Annotated in this window: 12 protein-coding genes; 7 read left to right on the plus strand and 5 right to left on the minus strand. The window is 68.1% G+C overall.

All coding sequences use genetic code 11. The features are described 5' to 3' along the window. The first annotated feature begins 65 nt into the window (after positions 1-65). Entirely contained in the window at positions 66-704 is a 639-nt protein-coding gene (locus tag ACTZWT_RS18915; RefSeq protein ID WP_444771217.1) for an OmpA family protein, read from the plus strand. 104 nt (positions 705-808) lie between these two features. Here ACTZWT_RS18915 and ACTZWT_RS18920 read toward each other — a convergent pair whose 3' ends face one another. Further along, on the minus strand, positions 809-1,048 hold the full coding sequence (locus tag ACTZWT_RS18920; RefSeq protein WP_444771218.1) for a hypothetical protein: 240 nt from the start codon (positions 1,046-1,048) through the stop codon (positions 809-811). 22 nt (positions 1,049-1,070) lie between these two features. Between ACTZWT_RS18920 and ACTZWT_RS18925 the strand changes: the two genes are divergently transcribed. Next, positions 1,071-1,919, plus strand: a complete 849-nt coding sequence (locus tag ACTZWT_RS18925) for an efflux RND transporter periplasmic adaptor subunit (RefSeq protein WP_444771219.1) — start codon at positions 1,071-1,073, stop codon at positions 1,917-1,919. After that, the gene (locus ACTZWT_RS18930; RefSeq protein WP_444771220.1) at positions 1,919-5,116 is read left to right on the plus strand and encodes an efflux RND transporter permease subunit; all 3,198 of its coding nucleotides are present in this window, start codon (positions 1,919-1,921) and stop codon (positions 5,114-5,116) included. Before ACTZWT_RS18925 ends, ACTZWT_RS18930 begins: the two co-directional genes overlap by 1 nt. Positions 5,117-5,543: 427 nt before the next feature. Here ACTZWT_RS18930 and ACTZWT_RS18935 read toward each other — a convergent pair whose 3' ends face one another. Then, the gene (locus ACTZWT_RS18935) at positions 5,544-6,224 is read right to left on the minus strand and encodes a Crp/Fnr family transcriptional regulator (RefSeq protein ID WP_322514521.1); all 681 of its coding nucleotides are present in this window, start codon (positions 6,222-6,224) and stop codon (positions 5,544-5,546) included. A gap of 270 nt (positions 6,225-6,494) precedes the next feature. Between ACTZWT_RS18935 and ACTZWT_RS18940 the strand changes: the two genes are divergently transcribed. The 3 genes from ACTZWT_RS18940 to ACTZWT_RS18950 all read left to right on the plus strand — a co-directional run bounded on the left by ACTZWT_RS18940 (position 6,495) and on the right by ACTZWT_RS18950 (position 12,097). Further along, positions 6,495-8,462 (plus strand): AsmA family protein, encoded by a 1,968-nt coding sequence (locus ACTZWT_RS18940; RefSeq protein WP_444771221.1) that lies wholly within the window; start codon positions 6,495-6,497, stop codon positions 8,460-8,462. 173 nt (positions 8,463-8,635) lie between these two features. Continuing rightward, positions 8,636-11,104, plus strand: a complete 2,469-nt coding sequence (locus tag ACTZWT_RS18945; RefSeq protein WP_444771222.1) for an adenylate/guanylate cyclase domain-containing protein — start codon at positions 8,636-8,638, stop codon at positions 11,102-11,104. A 75-nt stretch (positions 11,105-11,179) separates the two neighbouring features. Beyond that, entirely contained in the window at positions 11,180-12,097 is a 918-nt protein-coding gene (locus ACTZWT_RS18950; protein WP_444771223.1) for an efflux RND transporter periplasmic adaptor subunit, read from the plus strand. 18 nt (positions 12,098-12,115) lie between these two features. Here the strand turns inward: ACTZWT_RS18950 and ACTZWT_RS18955 are convergent, their stop codons facing one another. Continuing rightward, on the minus strand, positions 12,116-13,753 hold the full coding sequence (locus tag ACTZWT_RS18955; RefSeq protein ID WP_444771224.1) for a lysine--tRNA ligase: 1,638 nt from the start codon (positions 13,751-13,753) through the stop codon (positions 12,116-12,118). 39 nt (positions 13,754-13,792) lie between these two features. Further along, entirely contained in the window at positions 13,793-14,650 is an 858-nt protein-coding gene (locus ACTZWT_RS18960) for a transporter substrate-binding domain-containing protein (protein WP_444771279.1), read from the minus strand. 182 nt (positions 14,651-14,832) lie between these two features. On the opposite strand from ACTZWT_RS18960, the gene ACTZWT_RS18965 reads away from it, so the two are divergent. Then, positions 14,833-16,845: a glycosyltransferase gene (locus ACTZWT_RS18965; RefSeq protein ID WP_444771225.1), complete on the plus strand. Its 2,013-nt coding sequence runs from the start codon at positions 14,833-14,835 to the stop codon at positions 16,843-16,845. On the opposite strand, the gene ACTZWT_RS18970 is transcribed toward ACTZWT_RS18965, so the two are convergent. Continuing rightward, positions 16,796-17,395: an SCO family protein gene (locus ACTZWT_RS18970; protein WP_444771226.1), complete on the minus strand. Its 600-nt coding sequence runs from the start codon at positions 17,393-17,395 to the stop codon at positions 16,796-16,798. The two genes, ACTZWT_RS18965 and ACTZWT_RS18970, sit on opposite strands and share 50 nt — an antisense overlap. Positions 17,396-17,547 lie beyond the last annotated feature (152 nt).

Here is a 17,547-nt window from a genome sequence, read left to right on the forward strand (position 1 = left end):
GAGGCGGATCTTGATACACCTCAACCTTGTTGCAGAGATCGCCTGAGGGCGGAGGGGATAGCGCCATGTCGAATACATCCAGTCTCGGGATTTTCCGCGCAGTTCTCGGTATCGGCGCCGCACTGGCGTTCGGGTCCGGCATGGCGTTCGCCGCCGACGACGTCACCGAAGACCAGATCCTTCGCGCGCTGGCGCCCAAGAAGCCGCTGACGCGCAGCCTGTCGGTGTCGCGGCCGGCGGCCGATCCGGCCGAGCGGCAGTTCGTCGATACGCTGCGCAATCGCCCCACCCGGTCGCTGTCCTCGGGCGAGCGCGAGCAGATCGCCGCGATGGCCATGGACAAGCCGAACATCGATCTGGAAATTACCTTCGACTACAATTCGGCGGATATCAGCCGCAAGGCCGAGCCGGCGGTCGAGGCGCTCGGCAAGGCGCTGTCCAATGCTGATCTCAAGGGATCGACCTTCGTGGTCGCCGGCCATACCGACAGCATCGGCAGCGAACCGTACAATCAGGAACTCTCCGAGCGCCGGGCCGATACGATCAAGCGCGTCCTCGTCGAGAAATACGGCGTCGCCGGCGCCGATCTCGTGACCGTGGGCTATGGCGAGAGCAAGCCGAAGAATGCCGCCAATCCGACCGACCCGTCGAACCGGCGGGTGCAGGTGGTCAACATGACCAATCAGACCACTGCCGCCAAGTGATACCGGACACAGGACATGTGACCGCGTCTCGGCAATTCGGCGCTCCGCTCCCGGCGGGGCGCTTTTGTCCTTTTTCCCCTTCATCGCGGTGTGTAGATTGTGGCTCACGGCAGCGCGGACGTTTGGTTTTCAGTGTTCTTCGATTCGAATTCGCTGAACGATCGAACTGATGAAGCGAAGTTCCGAATCGAGACCTGATCGAGTGCGCGCATGACCAAGGTGTGGATCGAGCCGGCCGTCCTGTCCTGTTCTTCCAGATCGACTGTCGATTCCGAGTCGACGATGATTTCATCGACGATGGTTTCGGCCGGCCCGCGCCGGGCCCGGACTTCCGCGGCGAACATCGCCGTCGCGACCCTCGCCCTCGTGACGCTTGGTTTTGCGACGCTCGGTTTTGCGGGTGCGGCGATCGCGGCCGAGAAGGCCGAGCCGCCGCCGCCGGGCGTGCAGGTCACCGTCGCCAAGGCCACCAACGCCTGCTTCTCCGACATGGTCCGTGTCACCGGCTTCGTGGTGCCGCGCCGCGAGGCCGTGGTGATCGCCGACAGCGAGGGCAAGGTCACCGAGGTGCTGGTCCGCGAGGGCGACGTCGTCACCGACAATCAGGAGCTGGTGCGTACCGTCGGCGCGACCGGCCCGAAATCGCTGCGCGCGCCGGCCGCCGGACTGATCACCGAGCTGCGCACCGCGGTCGGCGCACCGGTCTCGCCGCTCGCCGGGCCGGTGGCGCGCATCGCCGTCGGCAATGAAATCGAGATCGAGGCCGAAGTGCCGAGCATCCACGCGCTCAAGGTCACGCCCGGCGCGCCGGCGCGCATCGGCCGCGACGACGGCCCCGATCTGGTCGGCAAGGTGCGGCTGCTCGCGGCGACGATCGACCGCAAGACCCAGCTCGGCAAGGTCCGGATCTCGGTCACCAACACGCCGTCGCTGAAGATCGGAATGTTCGTCCGCGCCACCATCGACGCGCGGCGGAGCTGCGGCGTCGCGATCCCGCGTTCGGCGATCGACCACCTCAAGGTGCAGGTGGTGAAGGGCGGCACGGTGGAAACCCGCCGGGTCAAGGTCGGGCTGGTATCCGACAGCAGCATCGAGATCCTCGACGGTATCCGCGAAGGCGAGCTCGTCGTTGCCGATGCCGGCACCTCGCTGCACGACGGCGACCTGATCAAGCCGATCTTCCTCGACGAATTCGACCGATCGCGAGCACGCTAATGGGCCTCAACGTCTCCTCCTGGTCGATCCGGCATCCGCTGCCCTCGATCGTGTTCTCGATCATCCTGCTGGCGCTGGGCTGGATCAGCTTCACCAAGCTCGCGGTGACCCGGCTGCCGAGCGCCGACATCCCGGTGATCTCGGTGGCGGTGGCGCAGTTCGGCGCCGCCCCCGCCGAGCTGGAAGCGCAGGTCACCAAGACCATCGAGGACGGCGTCTCCGGCGTCGAGGGCGTGCGCCACATCGCCTCGTCGATCACCGACGGGCTGTCGGTCACGACGATTCAGTTCGCGCTCGAGACCAACACCGACCGCGCGCTGAACGACATCAAGGACGCCATCACAAGAGTCCGCAGCAACCTGCCGCAGAACGTCAACGAGCCGCTGATCCAGCGCGTCGACGTGATCGGCCTGCCGATCCTCACCTACGCGGCGATCTCGCCCGGCAAGACGCCGGAGCAATTGTCGTGGTTCGTCGACGACGTGGTCAAGCGCGCGCTGCAGGGCGTGCGCGGCGTGGCGCAGGTCGAGCGCATCGGCGGTGTCGAGCGCGAGATCCTGGTGTCGCTCGATCCCGACCGGCTGAAGGCCGCAGGCCTGACCGCGCTCGACGTGTCGCGGCGGCTGCGCGGCACCAATGTCGACCTCGCCGGCGGCCGCGCCGAAATCGGCCGCAACGACCAGGCGATCCGCACGCTGGCTGGTGCGAAGACGCTGAACGATCTCGCCGGCACCATGATCAGCCTGCCGTCCGGCGGCGAAATCCGGCTCGACGACCTCGGCACCGTGACCGACACCATCGCCGACCGCCGCACCTTCGCCCGCGTCAACGGCGAGCCGGTGGTCGCGCTCGGCATCAAACGCTCCAAGGGCGCCAGCGACGTCGTCGTCGCGGAAGCCGTGCAGAAGCGGATCGACGCGCTGAAGGCGGCGCATCCCGACGTCGACCTCAAGCTGATCGACACCTCGGTCGACTACACCAAGGGCAATTACGAAGCCGCGATCTCGACGCTGTTCGAGGGCGCGATCCTCGCGGTGATCGTGGTGTTCCTGTTCCTGCGCGACCTGCGCGCCACCGTGATCGCCGCGATCTCGCTGCCGCTGTCGATCTTCCCGGCGTTCTGGGCGATGGACATGCTGGGCTTTTCGCTGAACCTGGTCAGCTTCCTCGCCATCACGCTCTCCACCGGCATCCTGGTCGACGACGCCATCGTCGAGATCGAGAACATCGTCCGCCACATGCGGATGGGCAAATCGCCCTATCAGGCGGCGATCGAGGCCGCCGATGAAATCGGTCTCGCGGTGATCGCGATCTCGCTGACCATCATCGCGATCTTCGCGCCGGCGAGCTTCATGTCCGGCATCGCCGGTCAGTTCTTCAAGCAGTTCGGCATCACCGTCTCGGTGCAGGTGTTCTTCTCGCTATTGGCGGCGCGTTTCATCACGCCGGTGCTCGCCGCGTATTTCCTGAAGAACGTCTCGCACGAGGAAAAGCCGCCGGGCCGCATCCTGCAGGGCTACACCCGCATGGTGACCTGGTCGGTGAAGCACTACTACCTCACGGTGCTGATGGGGCTCGGGGTGTTCGCCGCGTCGATCTGGAGCATCGTGCTGCTGCCGCAGGGCTTCCTGCCGGCGCAGGACACCGCGCGCTCGGTGATGGCGATGGAGCTGCCGCCCGGCACCCAGATCCGCACCACCGAGAAGACCACCGAGCGGATCGTCACGCTGCTGCGCCAGCGGCCCGAGGTGCGCAGCGTGTTCGTCGACGGCGGAAGGGTGCCGCCCGGCATCCAGGAGGTCCGCCGCGCTTCGCTGATCATCAACTACACGCCGAAGGGCGACCGCAAGATCACCCAGCGCGAACTCGAACTGGCGATCAGCAAGGATCTCGATCAGATTCCCGACATCCGCTACTGGTTCCTCGACGAGAACGGCTTGCGCGCGATCTCGCTGGTGGTGACCGGCGCCGACAGCAACATCGTCAACAACGTCGCCCAGGAACTGGCGGCGCAGATGAAGCGCATCCCGATCATCTCCAACGTGATCTCCGAGACCTCGCTCGACCGGCCCGAGCTGCGGATCCAGCCGCGCGCCGATCTCGCCGCCCGGCTCGGCGTCTCGACCGAGAGCCTGTCCGAAACAATCCGCGTCGCCACCATCGGCGACGTCGGCCCGGCGCTCGCCAAGTTCGACGCCGGCGACCGGCTGGTGCCGATCCGGGTGCAGCTCGAGGACGGCGCGCGCGGCGAGCTCGGCGTGCTGGAGCAGCTCCAGGTGCCGATCTTCGGCGGCCGCGGCTCGGTGCCGCTGTCGGTGGTCGCCGACATCAAGTTCGACCAGGGCCCGACCAGCATCAACCGCTACGACCGCGAACGTCAGGCCACTGTCGCCGCCGATCTCGTCGGCAACGCCGCGCTCGGCGACGCCACCAGGCTGATCAACGATCTGCCGGTGATGAAGTCGCTGCCCAAGGGCGTCCGGGTCAGCCCCTCCGGCGACGCCGAGAGCCTGAACGAATTGTCGGAAGGCTTCGCCACCGCGATCTCGGCCGGCCTGATGATGGTCTATGCGGTGCTGGTGCTGCTGTTCGGCACCTTCCTGCAGCCGATCACCATCTTGTTCTCGCTGCCGCTGTCGATCGGCGGCGCGATCGCCGCGCTGCTGGTCACCGGCAAACAGCTCACCACGCCGGTGTGGATCGGCATCCTGATGCTGATGGGCATCGTCACCAAGAATGCGATCATGCTGGTCGAGTTCGCGCTGGAGGCGATCCGCGACGGCAAGCCTCGCGAAGCAGCGATGATCGACGCCGGCCAGAAGCGCGCCCGCCCGATCGTGATGACCACCATCGCCATGGTCGCCGGCATGATCCCGAGCGCGCTGGCATTCGGCGCCGGCGGCGAATTCCGCTCGCCGATGGCGCTGGCGGTGATCGGCGGCCTGATCTTTTCGACGGTGCTGTCGCTGATCTTCGTGCCGGCGATGTTCATGATGATGGACGATGTCGGCCGCCTGTTCTGGCGGTTCGGCAAGCTGCTGCTCACCCATCACGGCGACGACGAGGACACCGGCAGGACGCCCGGCCCGCCCGCGCCGCCGAAGCCCACCCCCGCGCCGGCCGCAGCCGCGCCGGCGAGCCCGGCGCCGGCCAGCGCCGCGCCGGCGAAGAGCCTGTCTTTCTGGCGAAGCAAGTAAGCGACGCGGAGAGCCGCGTTTGGCCTTTGATTGCGCGCGGCAAACGCTGCGTGTCGGCTCGCACAACTGGAATCTGTGATTCCTCGAGCCGTTCTGCTTTTGATGGAATCAGCGCTCGCGATCCGATTGCCGCCGTCATCCTGAGGCGCCCGCTGGGCCGCGCTGTGCGCGGCGCGGCGGGCCTCGAAGGATGGGCCGCGGGCACCTCGGGCCGCATCCTTCGAGGCGCGCTACGCGCGCACCTCAGGATGACGATTCTGCACTCGAGGAGGCGCATTGTTTCAATCTGTCGATGAAGTGCTCTAGTTTCGGCTGAATAACCGTAGCCGACGCGCGGCCGTGACGTGAGCACAGTGCGTAGGGAATCGACTCCGCGCTGCTACGCAGCGCATTCCGGAATGTCGACTGTGGGGTTTGGCGAACCTGCTCAGCGCTCCTGGCTGCGCGCGACCTGGGTCAGGCGGCTCATGTTCTTCAGCAGGATGCGGCCGCGGTGCAGATCGAGGATGCCGTCCTTGCGCCAGCTCTGGAGCTGACGGTTGACGCTCTCGCGCGCGGCGCCGACGAACACGCCGAGCTGCTCCTGCGAGATGTGAACCTCGGCGCCGAAATCCGCCGCCAGCGCGCACAGCCGCCGGGCCAGACGTACCGGCAGCGGCTGCAGCACCGATTCCTCCATGCGCTCGCTCATCCAGCGAATCCGCTGGCACAGCAGCGCGATCAGCTTCACCGCGAGCTTCGGCTCGCGCTCCAGATGGCCGAGGAAATCCTCCCGCCGCAGCACGAACAGTTCGGTGGATTCGCCGGCGGTGGCGTCGGCGGTGCGGCTCTGGCCGTCGAGCACCGCGACCTCGCCGAACAGGTCGCCGGGGCCGAGGAAATTCAGCGTCAGCCGGCTGCCGTCGGAGGCGCCGGTCTCGATCCGGATCTGGCCGCGCCGCACGCCGAACAGCGCATCGCCGTCATCGCCCTTCTGGAACAGCATCTCGCCGGCGTCGAGCTGCTGGGTGTGACAGAGCCCGGCGATCCGCTGCAATTCCTCGGGACCGAGATCGGCGAACAGGGGATTCATTTTCAGGATCACCGCGAATTCGGCCTGTGTACTCATCGCGATGATCGCCCCCCAGAATGTCACCTACCGTTTAGCCGCACCAGCGGCGCAATGGTTCAAAAGAAATGTGCCGCGGGTCACAGAAAGTTCGGTTTTCACTGCGGTATTTTGCCCGGCCGCTACACACGAGGCTCGCCGCCGATCTGAAATTGCGATTTGATCACGCTCGATCCGATCGGACACAGCGGTCGCCGCGTCGGACCACGCCGCGGGTCGTGACGCTGCGAAGTGATACACGCGCGCGACATCGCGCCTTGGGAAGTGGTGATGAAAATCAGCAAGCTTGCCGGCATCCTGATCGCGGTGATTGTCGCCGCGGTTGCGCTGCTGCTCATCGTCGGAATTCCATCGGGCGCCTTGACCTCGGCGATCCAGTCCCGCGTCGAGCGCGACACCGGCTACCGGATCGCGATCGGCGGTGGGAGCAAGGTGAGCCTGTTTCCGGGCTTCAGCGTCACGCTGAACGATGTGACGCTGCAGAACCCGAACGATCGCAATCCCGACAGCCGCCTCACGATCGGGCGCGTCCGCGCCGAACTGCCGCTCGGCAGCGTGATCTCGGGCAAGCCTCACGTTACCGAACTGACGCTGACCAAGCCGGAGCTTCGCGTCCCGCTGATCCGCGAGCGCGCGCCGACCGCCTCATCACCCCCGCCCCCCGCCGGCCGCACCGGCCGAAAGATCGACACCGTCATCGACCGCGTCATTGTCGAAGACGGCGTGGTGGTGATGGCGAATGCGGCCGATCGGGTCGAGGACCGGATCGAGGGCATCAATGCCGAGATCACCATCGATGCGGAACGCCGCGTCAGCGCCGTCGGCGGCGCGCAGCTCGGCGGCCGGCCGGCGAAATACGAGATCAAGGCGGCGCTGCCCGCCACGGACGCGCAGCCGGCGCCAGTCGAACTCGAGCTCGACGCGCCGGATCTGCTGCGCGCGCCGCTCGCCGCCAAGGCCGAGGTCCGGCTGCGCGGCACGCTGCTGCAGATCAACGGCCTGTCCGGCACGCTGGGCGACGGCGCCTTCAACGGCTGGGCCTCGGCCGATCTCGCCGGCAAACCGCAGCTCAAGCTCGACCTCGATTTCCAGCGCCTCGACCTCGGCAATCCGCGCGCGCCCGCGCAACCCGCCGGCGCGCCGTGGAGCGATGCCCGGATCGACCTGTCGGGCCTGAACTATGTCGACGCCGAGCTGCGGCTGTCGGCGGCCGAGCTCAATCTCGGCGCGGCGCATTTCGCCCCGGTGTCGATCGACGCCAAGCTCGTGGGCGGCGTGGTCACCGCGCAGTTCTCGCAGGTCGGCGTCTATGGCGGCGAGGCAGAGGGCCGGCTCGGAATCGACGCCTCGCAGCGGACGCCGTCGTTCAGCCTGAGCGGCGACCTCGACGGCGTCCGGGCGCTGCCGCTGCTCGGCGGCCTCGCCGAATTCGACAGGATCGACGGCAAGATGCAGGCGAAGCTGGCGCTGCGCGCAGGCGGCGACAGCCAGCGCGCCATCCTGTCGAGCATCGCCGGCACCGCTTTCGTCAATGTTCGCGACGGGGAAATCCGCGGCGTCAATGTCGCGCGGATGATCCGCAAGCTGACCACCTCGACGCTGTCGGGCTGGCAGGAAAGCGGCACCGAAGCCACCGACCTGACGCAGCTCGGCGCGTCGTTCCGGATCGCGCAGGGCAAGGCCGCGACCGCCGACCTGGCACTGGCCGGGCCGCTGGTGCGGATGACCGGCGCCGGCACGATCGATCTCGGCGCCAAGACGCTGGCGCTCAGGGTCGAGCCGAAGCTGGTGCTGACGACGCAGGGCCAGAGCGCGCCCGGCGAGCCGCAGGCCGGTCCAGCCGCCGAGCCGGTCGGGCTCGGCATCCCGGTGATGATCGAGGGGCCGTGGGCGTCGCCGCGGATCTTCCCCGACGCCGCCGGCATCCTCGACAATCCGGACGCGGCCTATGCCCGGCTGCGCCAGATCGGCACGGGCCTGTTCGGCGCACTCGGCGGCGGCGCGAACAGCAGCGCGGGCGGCGCGCAGGGGACAGACAATCCGCCCGGCGGCGCGCTCGGCGAGAGCATCGGCCGGCTGATCCAGCAGGGCCTTCAAGGAGGCGCCGCGGCCGGATCCCCGCGCGACGCGACGCCATCGCAGCCGCCGACCGCGCAACAGCCCGGCGCTGCGCCCGCCGACCGGACCGACGACGCCACCATGAACGCGATCATGAAGCAGTTGTTCGGCCGCCAATAGGCCGCCCTCCCCGTCCCGAGCCGCCCCGCCCGAGCCCGCGGCAGCGCTCGCCCCGCATTCTGTGATAAGACCAAGCTGGTCCCGCGCGGCCGCCGGTCGGCGGCGTGCCCTGCGGCGTGGGGCCGCTGGTGTCGATCCCGCAGCGCGTAGCGGCGCGGCTGCAAAGGAACAGAATGCCCGGCCTCGAGACGATCACCCGAACGCGACGTCGCGGCCTGTTCGCGAAATACGTCACGTCGCTGGTCGGGCTCGTGGTGTTCGTGCTCGCGGTCAACGGCGCGCTGGAAATCTGGTTCAGCTATCGGCAGACCCGCGCGGCGCTGATCGATGCGATGGCGGAGAAGGCCGAAGCCACCGCGCGACGGATCGAACAGGCGATGACCGAGCTCGAGCGCCAGATCAGTTGGACCACGCGCGCCAGCGTGCAGACGCTGGAGCAGCGCCGCACCGACTACACCCAATTGATGCAGCAGGTGCCGGCGATCAGCCAGCTCGCGCTGATCGACGGCCAGGGACGCGAGGCGCTGCGGCTGACCCGCGCGGCGGCGCCCGGCGTCGGCGCCGAGTTCTGGCGCGATCCGCAGGTCGCGCAGGCCGCCGTGACCGGCGTGTCGTTCGGCCAGATCCGGTTCCGCAACGGGCGGCCCTTCATCGTCGTCGCGGTGGCGCATGCCGGACGCGACCCGGCGGTGACCGCGGCCGAGATCGACCTGCGTTTCCTGTCCGGACTGATCGGGGACGCCCAGGCCGGCAAGGTCGGAATCGCCTATGTGATCGACCCCGCAGGCCGATTGCTGGCGAGTTCACGCGACAGCGACACCCTCGGCGAAGACATCGCGGGCCGGCGCCAGGTCGCGGCGCTGCTGCGCGACCCGCCGCAGGTGCTGGCGGCAGGACAGGACGGCGACGGTCGCGCCATGCTGGTGGCGTCGCGCCCGGTGGCGAAGCTCGGCTGGTTCGTGCTGTTCGAGCAGCCGCGCAGCCAGGCCTTCGCGTCGATCGGCGAAGTGCTGCTGCGGATCGCCGGCCTGATCGCGCTCGGCCTGATCGTCGCGATCATCGCCAGTATGGTTCTGGCGCGGCGGATGCTGGTGCCGATCGACGCGCTGCGCGCCGGCGCGAGCCGGCTCGGCGGCGGCGATTTCGGCCAGCGCATCGAGGTCCGCACCGGCGACGAATTGGAGGATCTGTCCGATCAGTTCAACAGCATGGCCGGGCAATTGCAGGAGACCTATGCGGGACTCGAAAGCAAGGTCGAGGAGCGAACCCGCGACCTCGAGCGATCGATCAACGAACTGAAGGCGCTCGAAGAGGTCGGCCGCGCGATCGCGTCCTCGCTCGATCTCGACGCGGTGCTGCCGACGGTGGCGGCGCGCGCGCTGGAGATCGCCCGTGCCGATGCAGTTCTGATCTTCAGCTACGATCCGACCCGGCGGCGGTTCGACCTCGCCGAGGCCAAGGGCATCGAGGCGCCCTCCGACGGCGAAGCGGCCTATGCGTCAATCGAGGCCGACGGCAGCATGCTCGGCGACGCGGCGCAGTCCGGCCAGCCGATCGCGGTGCCCGATCTGTCCGCCGCGCCCGACCATCCGCTGAATCAGCTGGCGCTCGCGGCCGGCTTCGCCGCGGTGCTGGTGGTGCCGCTGCTCGATCAGCAGGGCGCGCTCGGCGCGCTGGTGGTGCTGCGGCGCAGCGCCGGCGACTTCCCCGACAATCTCATCGGGCTGATGCGCACCTTCGCGCATCAATCGGAGCTGGCGATGCGCAACGCGCGGCTGTTCCGCGAGGTCGACCACAAGGGCCGCGAACTGGCCAGCGCCCACGACACCGTGCAGCTTCAGGCGGCCAAGCTGCGGGAGCAGACCGATCAGCTCAAGGACTGGAACCGCTCGCTCGAGGAGCGCGTCGAAAAGCAGCTCGGCGAGATCGAGCGGATACGAAAGCTGGAGCGCTTCCTGGCGCCGCAGGTGGCGCAACTGATCGCCTCTTCCGACGGCCATGATGCGCTGCTCGACAGCCATCGCCGCGAAGTCACCGTGGTGTTCTGCGATCTGCGCGGCTTCACCGCCTTCACCGAAGCCTCCGAACCGGAGGAAGCGATGAACGTGCTGCGCGAATATCACGCAGCGCTCGGCGAACTGATCTTCCGCTACGAGGGCACGCTCGACCGCTACGCCGGCGACGGCGTGATGATCCTGTTCAACGCCCCGATCCCGTTCGCCGACCACACCAGGCGCGCGGTGAAGATGGCGGTGGAGATGCGCGACGCGCTGGCCAAACTGACCGAAAAATGGAGCCATCGCGGCCACAGCCTCGGCTTCGGCATCGGCATCGCGGTCGGCTACGCCACGATCGGCCAGGTCGGCTTCGAGCGCCGGCTGGAATACGCCGCGATCGGCAGCGTCACCAACCTCGCCTCGCGGCTGTGCGCCGAGGCCGCGCCGGGCCAGATCATCGTCAGCCAGCGCGCCTATGCGATGGTCGAGGACTGGGCCGAGGCGCGGCCGATCGCGCCGCTGACGCTGAAAGGCTTCAGCCGCCCGATACCGGCCGTGGAAATTCTGTGCTGGCGTGAAACCCCGGACGCCGATGCCGACACCAATGACACACGCCCCGCGGCCAGTGCCGGCCGCGCCTCGTGAGCGCTTGGCGCGACGGGCGCGCATGACTAGAGTTGAAGGCTATTCGGAATCCGGGACGGGACAGAGGTTGTGACCATGAGCTTTGGGATCGCGAACGACCCTGCCCGCGGCGTTCTCCAGTGCGGCGTGAGCGCGCTGCTGATCGCAACGCTCTGCGCGCTCGCGCAGCCGGCGCGCGCCGCCGACGAGGAGCCAGATGCGGTCAAGGGCCAGGCGGTGACGGTGCTGAAGGCGGCCAAATCCTGCTTCCCCGCGATCGTCGAAGTCTCCGGCTTTCTGATCCCGCGCGACGAAATCTCGATCCGCCCCGACCGCCCCGGCGCGCGGGTCACCGAGGTGATGGCGGACGCCGGAGAGATCGTCGCGCAGGGCCAGGCGCTGGCGAAACTCGCCGGCCCCGATGGCGGATCGACGATCTCCGCGCCGGTCGCGGGCCTCGTCTCCAGCTCCACCGCGGTGATCGGATCGCCGGCTTCGGCCAAGGGCGAGGCGCTGTTCACCATCATCGCGCGCAGCGAATTCGACCTGGTGGGCCAGGTGCCGACGCGCGATCTGGCGCAGCTCGCGGTCGACCAGACCGCCGCGGTCAAGATCGTCGGCGTGCCCGACGAGATCGAGGGCCGGGTGCGGCGTGTGTCGGCGACGGTCGAGCCCAACAGCCAGCTCGCCAGCGTGTTCGTCGGAATCAGCTCGACCAAGCGGCTGTTGTCCAACGCATCGGGCCGCGCGATGATCAAGACCGGCGAGAGCTGCGGCATCTCCGTGCCGCTGACCGCCGTGCTCTACAGCACGGGTGGCACCGTGGTGCAGGTGGTGCGGCGCCAGACAGTCGAGACCAAGCGCGTCGAGGTCGGACTGATGAACGGCGGCAATGTCGAAATCCGCGAAGGCCTGCAGGAAGGCGACGTCATCGTGGCCCGCGCCGGCGCCTTGCTGCGCGAAGGCGACCCGGTGCGCCCGGTGGTCGCCGACGCGAAGCCGGCCGAGAGGTAAGCGCCTGCGGCGAACCGGCTACGCGCTGCGCGCCAGCGCGCCGTCGATCATTGCGACGGCGTTGTTCAGGCCATACACCGCGACGAACGAGCCGAAGCGCGGGCCTTTTTCCTGGCCGAGCAGCACCTGGTACAGCATGTTGAACCAGTCGAGCGACACGCCCGGCTTGCCGTCCTTCGCCGCCTTCTTGTGATCGAGGAACGGCTCGCGGCGGCCGATCTCGTAGACCACGTCCTGGATCGCTTCCGCAGTGGACTCCGGCGCCAATTGCGACAGCGCGTCGCGCAGGTCCTGCAAGGCGGCGCGCTCCTGATCGGTCGGGTCGCGGAACGTCTTGGTGGGCGCCACGAAGTCGCGATAGTAGTTGATCGCGTAGCCGACCATGGCGTCGAGCTTCGGATGGGTCTGCGGCGTCACGCCCGGCCGGTAGCGGCCGATGAAGCCCCACAGCGTCTCGGCGTTTTCGGCGTTCGACGACGACACCAGCGTCAGCAGGAGCTGGAACGTCACCGGCATGTCGGATTTCGGCGGATTGCCGCTGTGAATGTGCCAGACCGGATTGGCGAGCTGCTGCTTGGCGTCCTGCCGGGCAAAGCCGTCGAGGAACTGCTGGTAGTCGTCGACATTGCGCGGGATCACGTCGAAATACAGCCGCTTGGCCGCCTTCGGCTCGCGATACATGAACAGCGACAGCGATTCCGGCGAGGCGTAACGCAGCCATTCGTCGATGGTCAGGCCGTTGCCCTTCGACTTGGAGATCTTCTGGCCCTTGTCGTCGAGGAACAGTTCGTAGTTGAAGCCCTCCGGCGGCGTGCCGCCGATCGCCTGGGCGATCTTGCCGGACAGCTTCACTGAGTCGATCAGATCCTTGCCGGCCATCTCGTAATCGACGCCGAGCGCGGTCCAGCGCATCGCCCAATCCGGCTTCCACTGCAATTTGCAATGCCCGCCGGTGACCGGAACGGTGACGCGCTCCCTGGTCTCCGGATCGTCATACGAGACCGTGCCGGCCGCGACGTCGTGTTCGGCGATCGGTACCTGCAGCACCACGCCGGTGCGCGGACAGACGGGGAGAAACGGCGAGTAGCTCGCCGCGCGCTCCTCGCGCAGGCTCGGCAGCATGATCGCCATCACCTTGTCGAGCCGCTGCAGCACCGTGAGCAGCGTCGCATCGAACCGGCCGGACTTGTAGTAATCGGTCGCCGAGGCGAATTCGTAGTCGAACCCGAAGGTGTCGAGGAATGCGCGCAGCCGCGCATTGTTGTGGGCGCCGAACGATTCGTGGGTGCCGAACGGATCGGGCACGCTGGTCAGCGACTTGCCGAGATGCTGCTCCAGCATTTCCTTGTTCGGCACGTTGTCCGGGACCTTGCGCAGCCCGTCCATGTCGTCCGAGAAGGCCAGCAGCCTGGTCCTGATCTTGTCGTCGGTCAGCACCCGGAAGGCGTGGCGCACCATCGTGGTGCGGGCGACTTCGCCGAAGGTGCCGATATGCGGCAGGCCGGAGGGGCCGTAGCCGGTTTCGAACAGCACTTCGTCCTTGGGCTGCTTCTTCAGCCGAGCCACCAAAGCGCGGGCCTGCTCGAACGGCCAGGCGTTGGATTGTTCGGCGAGCGTGCGCAGGTCGGCAGCGCTGGGCAGATCGGTCGTGGTCATCAAGGTCTCCAACCGCGCGAGGCGGGTCTTTCGGATTGGTCAGAACGGGCTGACGGAAAAATAGCGCAGCCACAGATCGGTGTAGCGGCCCTTTTCCCAGACCCGGAACAGCGCCCAGTTCAGCGACTGGCGCAGCAGATCGTTGCCCTTGCGGACCGCGATGCCGACGCCCTCGCCGAAATAGCGGCTTTCGGTAAACGGACCGCCCGAGAAGGCGCAGCAATTCTCGGAATCGGTGCCGTTGATCCAGAACGCCAGCGAGATTGCATCGCCGAAGATGAAGTCGACCTCGCCGCGCTTCAGCGCCGCGCGCAAGGCCTCGTCGTTCGGGTAGGAATGCAGCTCGGCGTCGGTGAACATCGCCTTGAGATAGGCCTCGTGGGCGGAGCCTGAAATCGCGCCGACCTTCTTGCCCTCGAGATATTCCGGGCGGATCTCCGGCAGCACCGCGTCCTTGCGGGCGACGAATCTTCCGGGCGCGCGGTAATAAGGATCGGTGAAGTCGACCTTGCCGCGGGTCTGCGGCGTCACCGCCAGCGAGGCGATGATGGCGTCGCCGCGATTGCTCGCCAGCGCGTCCAGCAGTGTCTCGAACCGCCGCATCTGCACCGTGCAGGTGACCTTCATCTCCTCGCACAGCGCACGCGCCAGATCGACATTGAAGCCGGCCGGATTGCCGTCGGCGCCGGTGAAATTGAACGGCGGATAGTCGGTCTCGGTGAGAAACCGGATCACGGTGAGGCGCGACAGATCGGGCCGCTCCGGCCGCCGCCGCGGGTCCCAGAACCCCGGCACGGCATGCGCCGTCGCCGCGGCGGTCGCCTTCGCTTCGGCCTCGGTTTCGGCGGCGTGCGCAGCGTGGAGCGGCAGCAGGGCACCGAACAGCACCAGCGCCATCAGCCATGGCCGCGCCGCGGCTGAGAGCAATGGCCGCGCCGCGGCTGAAAGCAATGGCCGCGCCACGGCCGAACAGCCGTTGATGAAACACTCAATCCATGGTTGCATAGTCGGGGTCCGCACCGGCGACCTTATAGACCATCCGGCGCGAGACGCGAGTGCCGTTTGCGTAAGGGCGTTCCATGGTCGTCGCCGACCGCGCCGGACACAACGTTACGGGAGCGCGGCGCGACGAAGACGCGCGGTCTTCGCCATGGCCGAAGCGGCCGGGCTTTCTCGCGAGCTGGATCGGGCCGGCCACGGACGGCGATGCGGGCGTGTCGCAGAGCCCCGAACTGGACTGCCTGCGCGGCGTGCTGGCGCCCGATCTGCTGCAGGCTGCCCGTCGGCGCGCGCAGCAACTCGGGATCGGCGCCGACCAGGTGCTGATCCGCTGGGCGGTGATCGACGAAGCGGCTTACCTGCAGCGACTGGCCCGGCATCTCCGGATCGCCCGCGAGGATTTCGCGCGCGTCGACCGCGACGACACCCCGCTTCATGACGACCAGATGCGCTTCGCCGCCGCATCCGGCGTAATGCCGCTGCGACGGAACGGTGAACTGGTATGGGCGATGGCGCCACGGCGGGTGGCGGCCCGCACCTTGTGCGAGGTGCTGCACGACCGTCCCTCACTGCGCGACCGGTTTCGGATCGCGACCCACGGAGCGATGCAGCAATTCCTGCAGCAGACCGGTCGGGGGCTGGCGCAACATGCGAGCTTAGGCCTGCAGCGCCGCTATCCCGCGCTGGCGGTGACGCCCTGCGACGGCAGGATCGGCTGGCGGGCCGGGCTCGGGCGCGCGGCGGGCGGGGCGTTGCTGGCTGCCGCAATGCTGCTGCTGTGCGCCGGCCATTCGGGCGTGATCCCGGCGCTGCTGTTTCTCGGCTTCATCGGGCTGCGGCTGGCGGCGAGCCTGCTGCCGCGACAACCCGCAGCACGATCGGCGCGGCGGCCGGACCACGAATTGCCGATCTACACCGCGATCGCGGCGCTGTATCGCGAGGCGTCGTCGGTGGCGTCTCTGGTCGAGGCGATCGAAGCGCTGGATTATCCGCCGGAAAAACTCGACATCATTCTGGTGGTTGAACTCGACGATCTGGCGACCCGCGCCGCGATCGCGCGGCTGGGGTCGCGACCACATCTGCGCATGCTGATTGCGCCGGCCGTCGGGCCCAGAACCAAGCCGAAGGCGCTGAACTACGCGCTGCCGTTCGTGCGCGGCGGCATGGTGACGGTGTTCGATGCCGAGGACCGCCCGCAGCCCGGCCAGCTTCGCGCCGCGATCGATGCCTTCGCGCGCGGCGGGCCGAAGATCGGCTGCGTGCAGGCCGGCCTGTGCGTCGACAACATCACCCACAGCTGGCTGTCGCGGCTGTTCCTCGCCGAATATGCCGGCCAGTTCGAGGCGGTGCTGCCCGGCCTCACGCGGCTTGGACTGCCGCTGCCGCTCGGCGGCTCCTCGAATCATTTCCGCACCGGCGTGCTGCGCGCGGTGGGCGGCTGGGACGCCTACAACGTGACCGAGGATGCCGATCTCGGCTTCCGGCTGGCGCGGTTCGGCTACACCGCGATCAGCTTCGATTCCCGCACCTTCGAGGAGGCGCCGATCGGCCTCGCCGCCTGGCTCGGTCAGCGCACGCGCTGGATGAAGGGCTGGATGCAGACCTGGTGCGTGCACATGCGACGGCCGCGACTGTTCTGGCGCGATGCCGGCTGGCGCGGGCTGCTGGCGCTGAACCTGATCGTCGGCGGCGGTGTGCTGTCCGCCCTGATCCATCCGCTGATGCTGCTGGATCTCGCCGCCACCGGATGGAGCCTCGCGTCGGGCGGACCGGCTGACGGGCTCTCGGCCGGGCTGCATGGCCTGACGATTGCCGCCGGTTATATCGGCAGCGCGGTCGTCGCCGCGATCGGCCTGAAACGGATCGGCCGGCTGCGCGAGTGCCCCTGGCTGCTGCTGATGCCGCTGTACTGGATCTGCCTGTCGGTGGCGGCGTGGCGCGCGCTCGGCGAACTGGTGTGGAAGCCGCATCATTGGCAGAAGACCGAGCACGGCGTCGCCGCGCGGGCGCCCGCCGCGACGGCTGCCATGCGGGCATCGGCCGTCAGAGATAGCGCTTCAGATCCGCGGCGGCCTCTTCGGGCTTCCGCTTGATGTTGAACGGCGCGACGAACCTGCCGTCCTTGTCCATCAGATAGATCAGCGCGGTGTGGTCCATGGTGTAGTCGCCGTCCGCGGTCGGGACTTTCTTCGCATAGACCCGATAGCCCTTCTCGATCCTGTCGGTGGCCTCGCGCGAGCCCGACAGCCCTTTCAGATGCGGATCGAAGCTCGACAGATATTCCTTCATCGATTCCGGCGTATCGCGCTCCGGATCGACCGAGACGAAATAGGCGTTGAGGCGGTCGGCCTCGGGACCCAGCGCCTGCAGCACCTGGGTGATTTCGAACAGCGCGGTCGGACAGACATCCGGGCAGCGGGTGAAGCCGAAGAAGATCAGCGTCGGCTTGCCCTTCAGGCTCTGCTCGGTAACCACCTGCCCGTTCTGGTCGGTGAGCTGGAACGGGCCGCCGATCGACGCCGGCGCGGTGACCTTGGTCAGTCCGCCGAGCAACCACAGTACCACGACCAGGCCGACGACCAGACTGCCGGCGAATGCCGCGATGATGACGAGCGGACGGATGGAAGAGGCTTGTGCGGCCATCGCGGAATCCTCGGCGAACGCCGGTCGGCGAAGCGAGGGTCCGCGCACCGGCAAGATCACACGGCATGGCGCCGCGCATGCCGAAGCCATAGAGCGCGATGTGGCGGCCGGCAAGCGCGCTCGCCTTCCGCAGGATCACGTGATGCGGAGCA

This window comes from Rhodopseudomonas sp. NSM, assembly GCF_052445935.1.
Taxonomy (GTDB): Bacteria; Pseudomonadota; Alphaproteobacteria; order Rhizobiales; family Xanthobacteraceae; genus Rhodopseudomonas.